Origin of the sequence: Euzebya rosea (genome assembly GCF_003073135.1) — a bacterium.
Classification (GTDB): domain Bacteria; phylum Actinomycetota; class Nitriliruptoria; order Euzebyales; family Euzebyaceae; genus Euzebya; species Euzebya rosea.
In genome coordinates, this window is the sequence record NZ_PGDQ01000003.1 from 338,718 (window position 1) to 355,359 (window position 16,642).

The window sequence follows — 16,642 nt, forward strand, 5'->3', positions numbered from 1 at the left end:
GGTCGTCCGGCCCGCTCAGGTGGTGGCGCGCGAGGACCGTGGGGACGTGGACGCCCCACCGTCGACGACGGTACGCCGGAGCACCGCCACGCGGTCCCCGGGATGCAGGTCGTCCACCGCCTGGAACAGGCGGGTCTCGTCCTCGCTCGTCACGACGAGCGGGAGCACGTCCTCGGAGGACTGCAGCGCCGGCAGGCCCGAGTCGCCGGCAGCCACCTCGAGGTCATCGGCAACCGTCACGCCCTCCCGCAGGTGCTGGTCCCACGCCGCGATCTCGGCGGCCGTCCGATCCATGGGGCGGGCACCGACCATCGACAGGATCTGCCCGACGGCGTCGCTGGCGCTGCGGCCGAGGAGGACCGACAGCTCCGGGACGGCGAACAGCTCGTGGCCCAGCTGGACGGCGAGCACGTTGACCTCGGCGTTGGCGGTCATCGCGATCAGCGTCCGGGCGCCACCGGCACCCGCCTGTCGCAGGACGTCCTCGTCCAGGGCATCCCCGCAGACCGCCCGGAGCCCCTCGGCCTCGGCCGCGTCGCAGTGGTCGCGGTTGACGTCGATGAGGCACACCGGCCCCGGCATCTCTGCGGCGAGCGCCCGCGCCACCGGTCCCGCCCCGACGAGGATCGTGCCCTTCCGCGACTGGCCGCTGCGCTCGAGCTCGCCACGACGGGCCAGCCAGTCGACGCCCCACTTGAGCAGCAGCGGCACGGTGGCGGTCGTGAAGATCGCCATGAAGACCAGGATCGAGAAGATCTCGGTGGTGATGATGCCGGCCTCCAGCCCGATGCCCGCGACGACGATCTCCACCGCGCCCCGGCCGTTCATGGCCATGCCGACCGTCAACCCCTCGCGCCAGCCGCGGCCGCTCGGGAGGTAGAACAGCGCGGTGCCGAGGATCTTGCCGGCGAACGCCACCCCGACGATGGTCAGCAGGAGCGCCAGGTCGGTGCGGAAGACGTCGAAGGACACCTCGAAGCCGGCGGTCACGAAGAAGATGGGCGCGAGGAACCCGATCGAGACGTCGTGCAGGACCCCTTCTGTCTGGCGCACGACCCTCGGGTGGAACGTGTCCTTGCGGATGAAGAGCCCGGCGACGAACGAGCCGAGGATCGCGTGCAGCCCGGCCAGCTCGGCGAGCTCGGCGAACCCCAGGGCGAGGACGACGATCACCAGGAACGTCGCGGTGCGACCGCGCTCGGCGGACCGTCCGACCAGCCGCCCGATGATCGGGAAGACCTTCCAACCGAGCAGGCCGGCGACGGCGAAGAAGACGATGGCCTCCAGGCCCACCCGTCCGATGCCCGCGGCGTCGACCGATCCGACCTCGACGAACCCGATCACCCCGGCGAAGACCAGCAGGGTCGCGGTGTCGCTGAGCAGGGCCCCGGCCATCATCACGTGCGCCATCCGGGTGTCCAGCAACCCGAGGTCGGACAGGATCCGTGACTTGGTGGCCAACGAGGTCACGCCGACGGCGAGGCCGACGAAGATGCCGGCGACCGGGTCCCCACCGAACGCGATGACCGCCAGGTAGCCGAGGACGAACGGGGTGACGAACCCGCCGATGGCGGCCAGCAGGCCCGGCCAGGACGCACGACGAAGGTCGCCGAGGTCGATCTCCATGCCGATCAGGGTCATCATCAGCAGGACGCCGAGCTCGGCCAGGACCATCAGCGCGTCGTCCCCGGCGAGCAGGCCGAGGGCGGCGGGGCCGAGCAGGATGCCGACGAGGAGCTCGCCCAGGATGGCTGGGTATCCGATCCGCGTGCACAACCGCCCGGCCGTCCACGCCGCAGCGATCACGGCCAGCAGGTTCACGAGGTCGAGGTGCACATGTCGAGCCTGCGGGTACTCCGACGCGATCCCGTACCCGAAATCCGGTAGATCCGGATGAGGGGTGGGAACGCCCACGAGCCGGCGTGCTCCTCGCCAACCCTGCCCGGCAACCGGTACCCCTTGTGCTCAGCTGTACCGACGTTCTAGTGTCCCGGGACTAGTCCTTCGGGGTCAATAAGCAGGGAACAGTGCCACGTTCGCCAGACGCCTTCAGGACTGCTCCTGTCGCGCTCAGCAGGGTGCAGCCTCTGCCCGTTGGACCGTCTCGCCGGACGCTCCGTCGGCTGGGTGCGGGGTTGCTCTTCGTCATCCTCGCTGCGGGATGCGGTGGCGGCGTCACTGACCCGGCTGCTGCAGCCCTGGCCGCACTGCCGGCCTGCGACGAGGTCGCCGAGCCCCTCCCCGCACCCTCTGGCGTCGTTGGCCTCGTCCTGCCCGAAGGCAGTCGCGTCACCGAGGTCACCCGAGGCGGTCCAGTGGTGACGGTGTCCGCAGAGGTCTCCAGGACACCCGTCGACGTTCGCAACGAGTACCACGGCCGCGACGACGTCGAGGTGCTCAGCGCGGAGGACGAGACCTTCGAGTCCGAGGTCCTGGTGCGCGTCGGGGACCACCGGATGTACCTGCGGGCGGTGGCGCTGTGCGCGCAGGGATCAGGGCTCACCGCCGTGATCGGTCCCGACTCCGACCACACGACCCTGCCCGAGCTGCACGTGGCGGCTGACCAGACCCGATCCCCCGCAAGCCCCGCCGAAGAAATGGGAGATACACGCCGATGAATACAGCTCCTGGCCGCCTGCGCATGGCCGCCGTGATCGTGGCCGTAGCGGCCCTGATCATTTCACTGCTGACAATCGACCAGGGATCGCCCGCAGCGATCGCCTCACCGACCGGGCCCATGGAGGTGCCTGACGAGTGGCTGACCGCCCAGCGCCTCAGCGGTGACTCCACCTTCTCCCCGGCCGACTACGGCCGGGCACGGGCGGCCGCTGATCGGTCGCGGGACGAGGGTCGGCGCCGGGCGCCGGCGATCGTGGGCACGTCATGGGAGACCCGTGGCCCGACCAACATCGGTGGTCGCATCACCGACATCGCGGTCGACACCGGGGTCCCGGACCAGCTGTTCGTGGCGGCCGCCACCGGTGGCGTGTGGCGCAGCAGCGACGCCGGCATGACGTATGAGTCCGTGTGGCCCGACGACTGGGGCCAGTCGATGGGCGCCATCGCGATGACCGGTGACGGTGTGCTCTTGGCAGGAACCGGCGAGACCAACCCCGGGGGCGGCTCCATCACCTTCCAGGGCGATGGCATCTACCGATCCCCCGACCGAGGGGCGACCTGGGAGCACGTGGGCCTCAGCGACAGCGGCTCGATCGGCCGCCTGGCGGTGGATCCCAGCGACGACTCCCGGATCTTCGCGGCGGTGTCCGGCAACCTCTTCCTGCCCGGCGGCGAACGCGGCGTGTACCGCACGACCGACGGCGGTGACACCTGGGACCAATTGCTGCCCCCACCCAACGACCTGACCGGTGCCACAGAGGTCGTCATCGACCCCACGGACCCCCAGCGCGTCTACGCCGCGATGTGGGAGCACCGACGGGAACCGGACCTGCGCACCTACGGGGGCGCCGGGTCCAGCCTGTGGCGCTCCGTGGACGGCGGCACCACCTGGGAGCGCATGACCAACGGCCTGCCCAGCGATGCCGACCAGGGGCGGTGGGGCCTCGCGGTGGCACCCACCGACGGGGATCGCCTGTACGCCTACGTCGGCACGGCCATCGGTCCATTCCGGGCCTTCTACCGCTCGGACGACGGGGGGGACACCTGGGTGCAGATGCCCACATCGAACACCCTGCGCAACTCCCAGTCCTCGTTCAGCTGGTGGTTCGGCAAGATCTTCGTCGACCCGGCCGACGCCGACAACGTGTTCGTCGCCGGTGTCAGCCTGGTGAACTCCGTGGACGGCGGCCTGACGTGGAGCACCTCCTCGGGCGTGCACGCCGACCAGCACAAGATGGCATGGGATCCCGCCGTCCCCGGGCGCGTGTACCTGGGCAACGACGGAGGGATGTACCGCTCCGACCTCAACGGGGTCACCCGCACGTGGGTCCAGGCGACCCACCAGCCGTACACCCAGTTCTACTCCGTCGACGTCGGTGAGCTGGCACCAGATCGACTGACCGGCGGCGCGCAGGACAACGGGTGCAACCGATCGTGGTACGGCGAGGCAGGCGGCTGGGAGTCGATCGGCTGCGGTGATGGCCTGCAGGTCACCATCGACCCCGAGAACCCCGATATCGTGATCGGCTGCAGCCAGTACGGCTCGTGCTACCGCTCGACGAACGGCGGGATGTCCCCGCGCAGCAGCATCCGCCCGACATCGGATCGTCGCAACTGGTTCGCGCCGGTCGTGTGGGACCCCAGCGACAGCGACGTCGTCTACTACGGCGGCAACATCCTGAACCGTTCGCTCGACAACGGCATCACCTGGGCGCCGATCAGCCCCGACCTGTCCACCGGCGTGCCGGGACGTGACCCGTCCTACCCGTGGGGCACGATCACGACGGTGGCCGCGGCACCGACGGACGGCGACGTCATCTACGTCGGGACCGACGACGGACTGCTGTGGACGACCCACGACGGCGGCGCCAGCTGGTCGGAGGTGAGCAGGGAGCAGCTGCCCGGGACCTGGGTGACGCGCGTTGCGGTCCACCCCGACTCCGCCGACATCGCCTACGCGACCTTCTCCGGCTTCCGGTCCGGCAGCGATCGTCCGCACGTCATGCGCACCACCGACGGCGGCCTGACCTGGCACGACGTCACGGGCGACCTGCCCGACGCGCCGGTGAACTCCGTCATCGCCACATCCGATGGCCTGCTGATCGTCGGCAGCGACGTCGGCGTCTTCCTGTCCACCTGGAACGGCGGTCGCTGGACCCCCGTCGGCGACGACCTTCCCCGCGCCCCCGTCACCTACCTTCGCTACCACGAGCCCACCCGTGGTCTGACCGCCGCGACGTTCGGACGTGGCATCTACACCGCGCCGATTCCGACCTGTCCCGGTGTGCGGACCAGGCTGCCGCTCGGGGACCCCGGCACCGGCTTCAACGCGCTGCACTCCTGCCGGTCCAGCGGGTAGGAGGGAGGCTGCTGTTGAGGACGGGGCGACGCCCGGCCAGCGAATAGCCATCGACCGACGGCCGCCACGAGGGCCAGGCGTTCCCCACACGCCTGGCCCCGAGGAACCTGCAGGTCCACTTGCCGGACGTTGCGCAGGCAGGGGGGCTGAGGACGGTGGCCGCCACCTGGACGTCGCCCCGGGCCCGCAGCGCTCGCTCGTGTCCGGGTTCCCGCCCCGACACGGTTCAATGACGGGGTATGTTCAGCCGTGAGTCCGAGCCGACGTGGAGGGCAGCCACCTGGTCAGCATCAAGGAGGTTGCCGCTCACGCGGGGGCGTTGGTCGGCACCGTGAGCAATGTGCTGAACCGGCCTGCCAACGTCGACGACGACACCCTCCAACGCGTCCGGACGTCCATCGCCGAGCTCGGGTACGTGCGCAACGAGCTTGCACGCCAGCTGCGTGCGGGACCGAGCCGCGGCGGCCCCGCCGGCGCCGATGGGGGATCGCCAGCGGGGCAGGGGTCGGCATGAGGATCGCCCTGTTCGTGACCTGCCTCGCCGACACCCTGTTCCCCGATGTCGGCCGCGCGGTCGTGACGGTGCTGGAACGGCTCGGCCACGAGGTCGTGTTCCCGCCTTCCCAGACCTGCTGTGGCCAGGCACACACCAACACCGGGTACGGCGCGATGGCCCTGCCGCTGGTCCGCAACCACGTGGAGGCCTTCGAGGACTGCGACGTCGTGGTGGGGCCCTCGGGATCGTGCGTCGGATCGGTGCGGCACCAGCACGTCGGCATCGCGCGCGCCGCCGGGGACGAGGACCTGGCCCGCCGGGCCGAAGCCGTGGCCTCACGCACCTTCGAGCTGTCCGAGCTGCTGGTCGACCGGCTCGGGGTGACCGACGTGGGGGCGGTCTTCCCGCACCGCGTCACCTACCACCCGACCTGCCACTCGTTGCGCCTGCTGCGGGTCGACGACAAGCCGTTGCAGCTCCTGCGGGCCGTCGAGGGCATCGACCTCGTCGAGCTGCCCCGGGCTGACGAGTGCTGCGGCTTCGGGGGCACCTTCGCGGTCAAGAACGCCGACACGTCCTCGGCCATGCTGGCCGACAAGATGCGCCACGTGCGGTCCACCGGTGCGGAGTACGTGACGGCAGGGGATGCCTCGTGCCTGATGCACATCGGCGGCGGGCTGTCCCGCTCGCGAGCCGGCGTTCGCACGCTGCACCTGGCGGAGATCCTCGCCTCCACCGGCGACCGTGCGGCGGTGCGCTCGTGACGCCGTCCGTGCCGCCGGGTCGCTCGCCCCTGCCCGTCGTCTCGCCCCGTGGGGTGGGTCAGCTGCGTGGCGAGCAGTCGTTCCCCGACGCCGCCCGCACGGCCCTGGCCGACCCCCAGCTGCGGCGCAACCTCGGCAACGCCACCGCCACGATCCGTGCCAAGCGCGAGGCTGTGGTCGGTGAGGTCCCCGACTGGCAGGCCCTTCGCGGCTCCGGTGCCGCCATCAAGGACGACACCCTCCGACGGCTGCCCGAGCTGCTGGTGCAGCTGGAGGAGCGGGTCACCGCCGCCGGCGGCACGGTGCACTGGGCGCGCGACGCCGCCGAGGCCAACGCCATCGTCACCCGTCTGGTCCGGTCCACCGGCGCCGACGAGGTCGTCAAGGTCAAGTCGATGGCAACCCAGGAGATCGGGCTCAACGAGGCGCTCGCCGAGGCCGGCATCCACGCCCTGGAGACCGACCTGGCCGAGCTGATCGTGCAGCTGGCCGACGACCGCCCCTCCCACATCCTCGTCCCGGCCATCCACCGCAACCGCACGGAGATCCGCGACATCTTCCTGCAGCACATGGAGGGGGTCGACCCGGCGCTGACCGACGAACCCCGCGTGCTGGCCATGGCCGCCCGGCGGTACCTGCGGCGCAAGTTCCTGACCACCCGCGTCGCGGTCTCGGGCGCCAACTTCGCCGTCGCCGACACCGGCACCCTGTCGGTGGTCGAGAGCGAGGGCAACGGCCGCATGTGCCTGACCCTGCCCGAGACGTTGATCACGGTCATGGGGATCGAGAAGCTGGTCCCGACCTGGGACGACCTCGAGGTGTTCCTCCAGCTGCTGCCGCGGTCGGCGACGGGCGAGCGGATGAACCCCTACACCTCCTTCTGGACCGGGGTGCACCCGGGCGACGGCCCGCAGGCGTTCCACCTCGTACTGCTCGACAACGGCCGCACGGCGGTGCTTGCCGACGAGCACGGGCGGGACGCGCTGCGCTGCATCCGGTGCTCGGCCTGCATGAACGTGTGCCCGGTCTACGAACGGACGGGCGGGCACGCCTACGGCTCGGTCTATCCGGGGCCGATCGGGGCCGTCCTGTCCCCGCAGCTGACGGGGGTGGAGGACAACGCGTCGTTGCCGTACGCCTCCTCGTTGTGCGGCGCCTGCTTCGACGCCTGCCCGGTCGCCATCGACATCCCAACGATGCTGGTCCACCTGCGCGAACAGCACGTCGAGGCACAGGCGGCCCGCCGCACCGTCCCGACGGTGGAGGCGGCCGCCATGAAGGCTGCGGCATGGATGATGAGCGACGCGTCGCGATGGTCCGCTGCCCAGCGAGCCTCCCGGATCGGGCGCCTCGTCGGTCGTGATCGCGGTGACGGCGACCGGCGCATCCGCACCCTGCCACCGCCCATGGACGGCTGGACCGCCACCCGCGACGCGCCCGTCCCCGCTGTCCAGAGCTTCCGGGACTGGTGGCGCGGCCGCGAGGAGGGCTCGTCGTGAGCGCCGGTTCCGACGCGGCGCGGGTCGAGGTCCTCGCCCGCATCCGCGACGCCCTGGGCCCCGCCCCGACGACCGTCGAGGTACCCCGCGACTACGCCGTGCACCCGGCACCCGGCGTCGATGTCCTCGAGCGGTTCGTCGAACGGGTCGAGGACTACCGCGCGACGGTCCACCGGGCCGCGCCGGACGGCGTGGCCGCCGTCATCGGGGAGATCCTGTTCGCGGCGGTGGACGGTCGGCCCGCCCGGATCGTCGTCGCCCACGACCTGCCCGGGAACGTGGTCCCCGAGGACGTCGAGGTCCGCATCGACGGGCCCGACGAGCCGCTGGCCGTGGCCGACCTCGACGCGGTGGACGCCGTCGTCACCTCCTCCGCGGTCGGCATCGCCGAGACCGGCACGATCGTGCTCGACGGTGGCCCCGGGCAGGGACGTCGAGCGCTGACGCTGGTCCCGGACCTCCACGTCGTGATCGTCCGCGCTGATCAGGTTGTCGGCGCCGTCCCCCAGGCCGTCCGTTCGCTGGACGCCGCCCGCCCCCAGACCTGGATCTCCGGCCCGTCGGCGACCAGCGACATCGAGCTCGACCGCGTCGAGGGCGTCCACGGCCCGCGCACCCTCCACGTCGTCCTGGTGTCCTGACCCGCGGGTCGCACCTCATCCCACACGCGTTCGATCGAAGGGAGGAACGGGCAGGGTGACGGGCATGACCGCTGACGCACGCCCCACTGACCATGCCGTCACCGCCCACGTGGCCGACGCCGCGACCGCCGAGGCCGCGGTCGCCGACCTCGCCGACGCCGGTGTCGACCGCGACTCCATCACCCACGGCACCGGCGAGTCCTTCGCCGCTCGCCTCGAGGCCGGGGACGAGGACTCCCAGCCCGCCGGCCGGCTCGTGAAGTTCCTGCTGTCCCTCGGACAGGAACGGGAGGAGCTGATGCGCCTGGGGGAGGAGGCACGGTCGGGCCGCCACGCCATCGTGGTCAACGACGTCGAGGAGTCCCACCGCGACGCCGTGGCCGACGTGCTGGCCCGCCACGACGCCCGTGACATCGTGTGGTTCGGCGACTGGCAGACCGAGGACCTGTCGATCCAGCGCTGAACACCGCGCGCGTGCACCCGGCCTCGACCCGCGACCGCAACGCGGACGGCACCGACGATGATTGCATCGTTTCCACCGGAAGGGTCGGGGCCATCTCACTGTTAGGTGGTCTCATGGAACCGCTCATCGCCGAACCGGCACCGCTCACCAACGACGAGATCCGTCGGTACTCCCGTCACCTGATCATGCCCAACATCGGCATGGACGGGCAGGGACGCCTGAAGGCCGCCAAGGTCCTGCTCGTCGGCACCGGCGGGCTCGGCTCGCCGGCCGCCATGTACCTCGCCGCCGCCGGCGTGGGGGAGATCGGCCTGGTCGACTACGACACCGTCGACGAGTCCAACCTCCACCGCCAGGTCATTCACGGCACCAAGGACATCGGCAAGCGCAAGACCGAGTCCGCCCGCGAGACGATCCTCGACATCAACCCGACGGTGACGGTCAACATCCACGAGACGCTCCTGCGCAGCGACAACGCGCTGGAGATCATCGAGCCCTACGACCTGGTGATCGACGGGACCGACAACTTCCCCACCCGCTACCTGGTCAACGACGCCTGCGCGATCCTCGGCAAGCCGAACGTCTACGGCTCGATCTTCCGCTTCGAGGGCCAGCTGAGCGTCTTCTGGGACAAGGTCGGTCCGAACTACCGCGACCTGTTCCCCGAGCCGCCGCCCCCCGGCATGGTCCCCTCCTGCGCCGAGGGTGGGGTCTTCGGTGTCCTGTGCGCCTCCATCGGCGCCGGTCAGGTCACCGAGGCGATCAAGCTCATCACCGGCATCGGCGAGCCGCTCATCGGCAAGATGAAGCTGTACGACGCGCTCGACCACGACTGGCGCACGATCACGGTTCGCAAGGACCCCGACGCAAAGCCGATCACGGAGCTCATCGACTACGAGGAGTTCTGCGGCGTCCCCGCCAACGACCACGTCGCCGACGACTCCGAGTCCGACTTCGACCTGCAGATCACCCCCGCGGAGTTCGAGAAGATCCGCGACGAGGTCACGCTCATCGACGTCCGTGACCCCCACGAGTACGAGATCTCCCGCATCGAGGGGTCGACCCTCATCCCGCTGGGGGACCTGCCCTCGCGGATGCACGAGCTGGACTCCTCCGAGGAGATCGTGCTGCAGTGCAAGTCCGGTCAGCGGTCGATGCAGGCCCTGCACATCCTCCAGAACGCCGGCTTCCGCAAGCTGCGCAACCTGCAGGGCGGCATCAACGGATACGCCCGCCAGGTCGACACCTCGATCCCGACCTACTGACGCCCACCTACTGACGATCCGGTGTCGTGGCTCCGGTCGGCTTGGCCGGCCGGAGCTCGACCTCGGTGATGCGGAAGCGGTCGACCGCGGTCACGGTCAGGCGGACCCCACCGAGGGTGGCGGTCGCCCCGACCTGCGGCACGTTGCCGGTCCGGTGCTCGATGAACCCGGCGAGGGTCTCCCACGGGCCGTCGGGCAGCTCCAGGCCCGTCTGCTCGGCCAGCTCGTGGGCTCGGAGGTTGCCGGCCACGACCAGCCGACCGTCGGGACGGCGACGCAGCCGGCGTGACAGCCGGTCGGTCTCGTCGTCGAACTCGCCGATCAGCTCCTCGATGACGTCCTCCAGCGACACGAGGCCGCTGACCGAGCCGTACTCGTCGGCGACCATCGCGATGTGCTGCCGCTGCTGGCGCATGTCCAGCAGCAGGTCCTCGATCGGCCGGGACTCGGGCACGACCATGGCCGGTCGGGCCAGGCGCGCGGCTGGCGTCTCGGGGCCGAACCGGTCGGGACGCAGGACCAGGTCCTTGACCGTCAGCACTCCCAGGACCTGGTCGAGGTCGCCGCCGTGCACGGGCAGGCGTGATCGGCCGGTGGCGCGGGCGACCGCCATGACCTCCTCGGCGGTGACGGTCGCGGCGACGGCCACGACCTCACGGCGGGGGACCATGATCGACTCGGCGTCCAGCCCCGACAGCTCCAGCGCGCGGCTGAGCAGCTCGTGGTCCTCCCCGGCGATCGTCCCCTCGTTGTAGGACTCCCGCAGCACCATGAGCAGGTCGGAGGGGGCGTGGGCCACCGCCAGCTCCTCCTGCGGCTCGACGCCGACGGCACGGACCAGGCCGTTGGCCATGCCGTTGAGGAGGAGGATCACCGGCCGAAAGATCGTCACGAACAGCAGGAACGGTCGGGCCAGCAGCAGCGAGGACCGTTCGGCGTCGGCGATCGCCCACGACTTGGGGGCCATCTCCCCGACGACCATGTGCAGGAACACCACGATCGACAGGCCGATCGTGAAGCCGATGGTGACGGCGGCGGGCTCGGGCAGGGGAGTCGACTCCGCCAGCAGGTGCTCGAAGAAGCCCGCCACCAGCGGCTCGGCCACGTACCCGAGCCCCAGGCTGGCCATCGTGATGCCGAGCTGTGCGCCGGCGAGGGTGACCGACAGCTCCTTCAGGCCCTTCAGCGCCGCGGTCGCGCGGGCGTCGTCGGCGTCGGCGAGCTGCTGGATGCGGGACCGCCGGACGGCGAGGAGCGCGAACTCCGCCGCCACGAACGCCCCGTTCACGGCCAGCAGCACGATGGCCACGATGGCACCGGTCGTGCCGGTCATCGGTCGGCCTCCTCATCGGGTCCGGGCTTGTCGTGGACGGGCGCTGGTGCCGGTGGCGGCCTGTCGTCCTCGGCTGGGCCGTGTCCGGGATCGGTGCTCAGCCGGACGGTCTGGGCGACGTGGCGCTGGACGGCGAGCACCTCGATGGTGATGCCGTCGAGGACCAGGGTGTCGCCGACGACGGGGACGCGGGACAGGGTCGCCATCAGCAGGCCGCTGATGGTGTCGTGCTCGCCCTGCGGCAGCTCGATGCCGGTGTCGCGCCGGACCTCGTCGATGCGCCACGACCCGGGGACCCGCCAGCTGCCGTCGGCCCGCAGGACCGCCTGCCGTTCGGCGCGGTCGTGTTCGTCGCGGATGTCACCGACGAGCTCCTCCACGATGTCCTCGAGGGTGACGATCCCCTCCGTGCCGCCGAACTCGTCGACGACGACGGCGAGCTGGGTGTGGGTGTCGCGCAGCAGCAGGAGCACGTCACGGAGGGAGGCCGACTCCGGCACGGCCAGCTCGGGTTCGGCCAGCGTCCTGACCGGGGTGATCGCCCGTTCGGCGACCGGCACGTCCAGCAGGTCCTTGATGTTGACGACGCCGAGCAGGTCGTCCAGCCCCTCGGGACCGGTCACGGGGAAGCGCGAGTGGCCGGTGCGCACCCCGAGGGCCGTCAGCTCCTCACAGGTGGCGTCGCCGGAGATGGAGACCACGTCGGCACGGGGTCGCATGGCGTCGTCGGCATGCAGGTCACGGAACTCGATGGAGCGCTGCAGCATGGCCGACACCCCCTGTCTGAGCGTGCCCGACGCCGAGGAGCTCGTGATGATGTGCTCCAGCTCCTCCACGGTGACGGAGTTGTCGATCTCCTCGCTGGGCTCGATGCCGACGAGGCGGAGCAAGCCGTTGGCGGCGCCGTCGAACAGGCGGATGATCGGGCCGAACAGGCGCAGGTACAGGATCTGGCCACCGGCAAGGCTCTTGGCGACGTCCTCGGCCTTGGCGATGGCGAGGTTCTTCGGGCCCAGCTCGCCGAGGACCATCTGCCCGGCGGTGGACACCACCAGGCCGAGGGAGACGGCGATGGCCGGGACCAGCGCGGGCCGGATGCCGAGGGGGGACAGCAGCGGCTCGAAGAGGGCGGTGAAGACGGGCTCGGCGATGAACCCGACGGCGAGCGAGGTCACCGTGATGCCGAGCTGTGCCCCGGACAGGGCGAACGACAGGCGACCGAGCAGCTGCAGGGCCCGACCCGCCCGACGGTCACCGCCCTCGTGGTCGGCCTCGAGCCGGCCCCGTCGTGCGGTGACCAGCGCGAACTCGGCGGCCACGAACCAGGCGTTGCCGAAGATCAGCAGGAGGACGGCTGCCAGGCCGAGGATGGTGGTCACGCAGGGCCTCCGGATACGTACGTCCAGGGACGTGGGGGATGGCCCGTTCGGACCAGGTGGGAACCATCACGGTTGACGATGGTCTGCCCATGGGCCTCCGTCATAGCCTTGACGGAGCGGTTGGGTCGGTGACAGGCCCGCTGCGGTTCCCCTTGGCACTGGTTGTGCCTCGGACACTGGACGTGTCCTCGAGCCTCGGTCCCCCCCGGCCGGGGCTCGATCCATGTCCGCGGGTTCGGTCGGCCGCGGGTCATCTGGCCCCACCGTCGCTCGGGGCGGGCTCCGGGGCCGCGCTCGGGGGAGGGGCCGGAGCCGGTGCCGGCTCGGCCGTGGGCTCGGGTGCGGGGGCCGGCTGCGTCGGCGCGGGCTCGGGGTCTCCCGTCGGGGCGGGTGCGGATGCCGTGGGGTCCTCCGTCGGGTCCTCCTCGCCCGCTCCGTCGCCCGTGCCGACCATGACGATCCGCGGCTCGGGCAGGTACACCGTCGTGTAGGTCTCGGTCGCGGTGCGGCCGTCGACGTAGGCGATCGTCCGCGTGAAGTCCACGCTGAAGCCGTCCCGGCCGCTCTGCACGAGGCGTTCCTCACCCGCGGGCAGCTCGTCGGTCTCCTCGCGCTCCTCCCGGGGTTCGCGCAGGCCGTAGCGCTCGCCGGTGGTCGAGGTGACCTCGGCGTACTCGGTGGACCAGAAGCTGACGGTGATCGAGGTGTCGGTGTAGCTGGTGTCGATCCAGATGGCGTGCGGGGAGTCGTTGGTGAACTTGAGGTCGACCGGCGGGTCGTAGTTCAGCGTGGCCTCGCGGCCCAGGGGGTAGCGGGAGATGTAGTAGCTGTGCGGCTTGAACTCCACGATGTCGTAGCCACCGAAGTAGATGGTGTTGAACATCGTGGTCGTGAACTGGCTGACGCCGCCGCCGATCTGCTCGACGAACTCGCCGCCGGAGATGGCGCCACCGCCGACGAAGCCCTTGTCGGTCGTGCGCGGGCCGACCAGGCCGTTCAGCGAGAACGTCTCGCCGGGCATCACGATCGTGCCGCGGACGATGTCGGCCATCCGCTGGATGTTGGTGACCCGCGACTGGCAGCAGGGATGTTCGGTGGTGAAGGTGGAGACCTGCTCGACGATCCCCATCGCCTCGATGTCCTCGGTCGTGACCTCGGGTTCGGTCAGCTCGCCGGTCAGCTCGGCGGTCCGCGTGCCGGGCGTCGTGGCGACCTCGAGGATCTGCTCGGCGGCGGCCGCGGCGTCGAAGGCGAACCCGTCCACCGAGGGGGTCACCACGACCTGGCCGCCGGTGACCTCGATGGTGGCGTCCTGCGGGGGCTGGGCGAGGGCGGCGAACTGCTCGGCGGGGAGCATGGCGAGCAGCCGGTCCGGATCGATGACCAGCTCGAGGTCGGCGTCGCCGTCGTCGCTGACCGCCTCGGCCCGGACCTGCAGCAGCGCGCCGATCCGCTCACCGGTCAACGACAGCCGGACGTCGCCGCGGATCAGCGTGACCGGGGCGGAGATGGCCAGCTCGGCGGCGTCGGCGAGCGCGGCGATCGCCTCGGGGTCCGTCGACGGCGTGGTGACCACCGTCGGGACCTCGATCGTCGCGTCGCCGCCGTCCTGCAGCGCCTCCAGCGCCGTGGACCGCAGCGCCTCGACGTCGATGGTCTCCCCGGGCTGCGGCTGCACGACCGCCACGGTCGTCCCGGTGATCTCGAGGTCCGCCTCGATCGGCGGCAGGGCGAGGTCGCGGGCGATCCGGTCGATCCAGCGCTCGAACGCCACGCTGTCGAAGGCGGCGATCGGGGGCACCGTCAGCGGCACGAAGGTCGCCCGGACCTGGTCCCTGAAGGCCACCAGCGGGTTGGCCTGGCGCCCGCGCGCCATGACCGCGGCCACGGTCGCGTCGACGTCGAGGGCGTAGCCGAGCTCCTCCGCGGTGGACACCACCTCGTCGGGGCCGCGGGTCACGGTGATGGTCCGGGTGCGTCTGGCGTCGTCGAGCCCGGCGATCGCGGTGGTGACCTCGTCGGGGGACAGGCCCCCCACGTCGACACCGGCGACGGTGATGCCCGGGAGCGCGGTGTCCGCCCGTGCGGCACGCAGCCCGACGAAGGCGACGCCGAGCACGACGACCAGCACGAGGACCGTGATCAGGGGTCCTCGCAGGGGTGACTCGGTGGCGCCCGGTCGTGGCCGTCGGCGCGAGGGACCGGAGGTTGCCGGTCGGCCCGTCCCTCGGTCGACGGCATCCTGCGTCGTGTCCATTGGGTACAGAGGCTAATGGGCCACGGCACGGTTGCCGCCGGTTGTGCACCAGCCGCGGGTGGAGGTGTCGCAGCAACGTCGCGCACGACCCCTGTCCGTCCGTCCCGTGTCGACGGCGTGTCGCACGAGGTACACCTTCGGGTCGCTTCCCCGCGCACAACCGAACACTCGTACGTCGTTCCGGCTTGGGCTCCTGCCCCAGCCGGTCGGTCCTGCCGTAACGGGAACCATGATCCTCACTTCTTCCACCTCCTCGTCGCTTCGCCGCGTCGTCCTGCTGATGCTCGTGCTCGCCATGGCCATCGCCACGAGCGGCCCGGCCAGCGCGACCGGCTCGGAGGAGTCGCGGATCTCCGAGACCCGCCAGGAGCTCGAGCGCGTCCGCAACGAGCTGGATGCGGCTCGTGGCGAGGCCGACGACGACATGATCGCGCTGGAGGACGCCGACGCCCAGCTCGAAGCCGTCTTCACCGCGGTCGAGACGGCCCAGCAGGCCGTCGGACGGCAGCAGGACGCCGTCGCCGATGCCGAGCGCGAGCTGTCCATCGCCCAGGGCGAGCTCGTCGAGCAGCAGCAGCGGATGGCGCAGCGCATCAACCGGCTGTACCGCCAGGCGCGCCCTGACCCCCTGATCACCGTCCTGGACGCCTCGACGGTGTCCGACGCCGTCGAGCAGAGCGCCTACATCACCGCCATCGGTCGCCAGGACCGCGCGCTGGTCGAGGGCCTCGAGAACGCCCAGTCCCGCGTCGAGGGTCGCCGCCGTGCCCTGGACGAGGAGAAGGTCGCGCTGGACCGCGTCCTGGTCGAGCAGCAGGCGCTGCTGGTCGAGGTCGAGGAGATCCGCAACGACCGCGAGCTGATCGCCGCCGCCAGCCAGGACCTGGTCGCCCGCCTGCAGTCCCGCGAGGAGCACCTGGAGGAGGAGGCCATCGAGCTGCTCCGCCAGCAGGCACAGGCCGAGGCACGCGCCGTGGCCGAGGCGGCTGCCAAGGAAGCCGCCGAGCAGCTGGCCGCCGAGGTCACCGCCGACGACGAGGCCGAGGGCGAGGACGACGCCGCCGACATCGAGGAGGCCACCGCGCCCCCACCCGCCCCTGCCCCCGTGGCTGCCCCGTCGGGCGGCGGCGGACTGCAGTGGCCCGCCGGTGGGACCGTGACGTCCGGCTTCGGCCCGCGCTGGGGCCGCAACCACAACGGCATCGACATCGCCGCCGGATCGGGCTCACCGATCGTGGCCGCCCGCGGTGGCACCGTCACCAAGGCCGAGAACTGGTCCGGCAGCGGCTTCGGCAACGTCGTGATCATCGCCCACGGCAACGGCCTGACCACGCTGTACGCCCACATGTCCTCCATCGCCGTCAGCGCCGGCCAGTCCGTCAGCGGCGGGACCTACCTCGGCGGCATGGGCTGCACCGGCTCGTGCACCGGTACCCACCTGCACTTCGAGGTCTGGGCCGGCGGCACCCCCGTCGACCCGATGGGCTACCTCTAGGCCGTCCCCCCCGCCGGGACGGAACCGGGGCCCCGCTGGGATGGAATCGACTCCATCTCCGCGCGTCCGACC

Annotated in this window: 13 protein-coding genes; 9 read left to right on the top strand and 4 right to left on the bottom strand. The window is 71.3% G+C overall.

The features are described 5' to 3' along the window. Positions 1-15: 15 nt before the first annotated feature. Positions 16-1,836: a cation:proton antiporter gene (locus CUC05_RS04540; RefSeq protein ID WP_108664878.1), complete on the bottom strand. Its 1,821-nt coding sequence runs from the start codon at positions 1,834-1,836 to the stop codon at positions 16-18. A gap of 299 nt (positions 1,837-2,135) precedes the next feature. Here CUC05_RS04540 and CUC05_RS04545 point away from each other — a divergent pair, with 299 nt between their 5' ends. The 8 genes from CUC05_RS04545 to moeB all read left to right on the top strand — a co-directional run bounded on the left by CUC05_RS04545 (position 2,136) and on the right by moeB (position 10,106). Further along, the gene (locus CUC05_RS04545; protein ID WP_108664879.1) at positions 2,136-2,618 is read left to right on the top strand and encodes a hypothetical protein; all 483 of its coding nucleotides are present in this window, start codon (positions 2,136-2,138) and stop codon (positions 2,616-2,618) included. 119 nt (positions 2,619-2,737) lie between these two features. Continuing rightward, positions 2,738-4,978, top strand: a complete 2,241-nt coding sequence (locus tag CUC05_RS04550) for a WD40/YVTN/BNR-like repeat-containing protein (protein WP_205712125.1) — start codon at positions 2,738-2,740, stop codon at positions 4,976-4,978. 265 nt (positions 4,979-5,243) lie between these two features. Beyond that, complete coding sequence (locus tag CUC05_RS04555; protein ID WP_108664881.1) at positions 5,244-5,492, top strand: LacI family DNA-binding transcriptional regulator; 249 nt, start codon at positions 5,244-5,246, stop codon at positions 5,490-5,492. Further along, positions 5,489-6,238: a (Fe-S)-binding protein gene (locus tag CUC05_RS04560; RefSeq protein WP_108664882.1), complete on the top strand. Its 750-nt coding sequence runs from the start codon at positions 5,489-5,491 to the stop codon at positions 6,236-6,238. The genes CUC05_RS04555 and CUC05_RS04560 overlap by 4 nt, the downstream gene beginning before the upstream one ends. Next, positions 6,235-7,737, top strand: a complete 1,503-nt coding sequence (locus CUC05_RS04565; RefSeq protein WP_108664883.1) for a LutB/LldF family L-lactate oxidation iron-sulfur protein — start codon at positions 6,235-6,237, stop codon at positions 7,735-7,737. The genes CUC05_RS04560 and CUC05_RS04565 overlap by 4 nt, the downstream gene beginning before the upstream one ends. Next, complete coding sequence (locus CUC05_RS04570) at positions 7,734-8,378, top strand: LutC/YkgG family protein (protein WP_108664884.1); 645 nt, start codon at positions 7,734-7,736, stop codon at positions 8,376-8,378. The genes CUC05_RS04565 and CUC05_RS04570 overlap by 4 nt, the downstream gene beginning before the upstream one ends. A gap of 64 nt (positions 8,379-8,442) precedes the next feature. Next, positions 8,443-8,841 (top strand): hypothetical protein, encoded by a 399-nt coding sequence (locus tag CUC05_RS04575; RefSeq protein ID WP_108664885.1) that lies wholly within the window; start codon positions 8,443-8,445, stop codon positions 8,839-8,841. Positions 8,842-8,954: 113 nt separating this feature from the next. After that, positions 8,955-10,106, top strand: coding sequence for a molybdopterin-synthase adenylyltransferase MoeB (gene moeB, locus CUC05_RS04580; protein ID WP_108664886.1), 1,152 nt, complete (start codon positions 8,955-8,957; stop codon positions 10,104-10,106). 7 nt (positions 10,107-10,113) lie between these two features. Here moeB and CUC05_RS04585 read toward each other — a convergent pair whose 3' ends face one another. From CUC05_RS04585 to CUC05_RS04595, 3 genes are all read right to left on the bottom strand, one after another. After that, positions 10,114-11,439: a hemolysin family protein gene (locus tag CUC05_RS04585; protein WP_108664887.1), complete on the bottom strand. Its 1,326-nt coding sequence runs from the start codon at positions 11,437-11,439 to the stop codon at positions 10,114-10,116. Continuing rightward, positions 11,436-12,818 carry a hemolysin family protein gene (locus tag CUC05_RS04590; RefSeq protein ID WP_108664888.1) on the bottom strand — a complete coding sequence of 461 codons (1,383 nt, stop codon included), beginning with the start codon at positions 12,816-12,818 and terminating at the stop codon, positions 11,436-11,438. The genes CUC05_RS04585 and CUC05_RS04590 overlap by 4 nt, the downstream gene beginning before the upstream one ends. 250 nt (positions 12,819-13,068) lie before the next feature. Continuing rightward, positions 13,069-15,075 (bottom strand): VanW family protein, encoded by a 2,007-nt coding sequence (locus tag CUC05_RS04595; protein ID WP_108664889.1) that lies wholly within the window; start codon positions 15,073-15,075, stop codon positions 13,069-13,071. Between the two features lie 229 nt (positions 15,076-15,304). On the opposite strand from CUC05_RS04595, the gene CUC05_RS04600 reads away from it, so the two are divergent. Then, positions 15,305-16,570, top strand: coding sequence for a murein hydrolase activator EnvC family protein (locus CUC05_RS04600; protein ID WP_157965204.1), 1,266 nt, complete (start codon positions 15,305-15,307; stop codon positions 16,568-16,570). Positions 16,571-16,642: the final 72 nt, after the last annotated feature.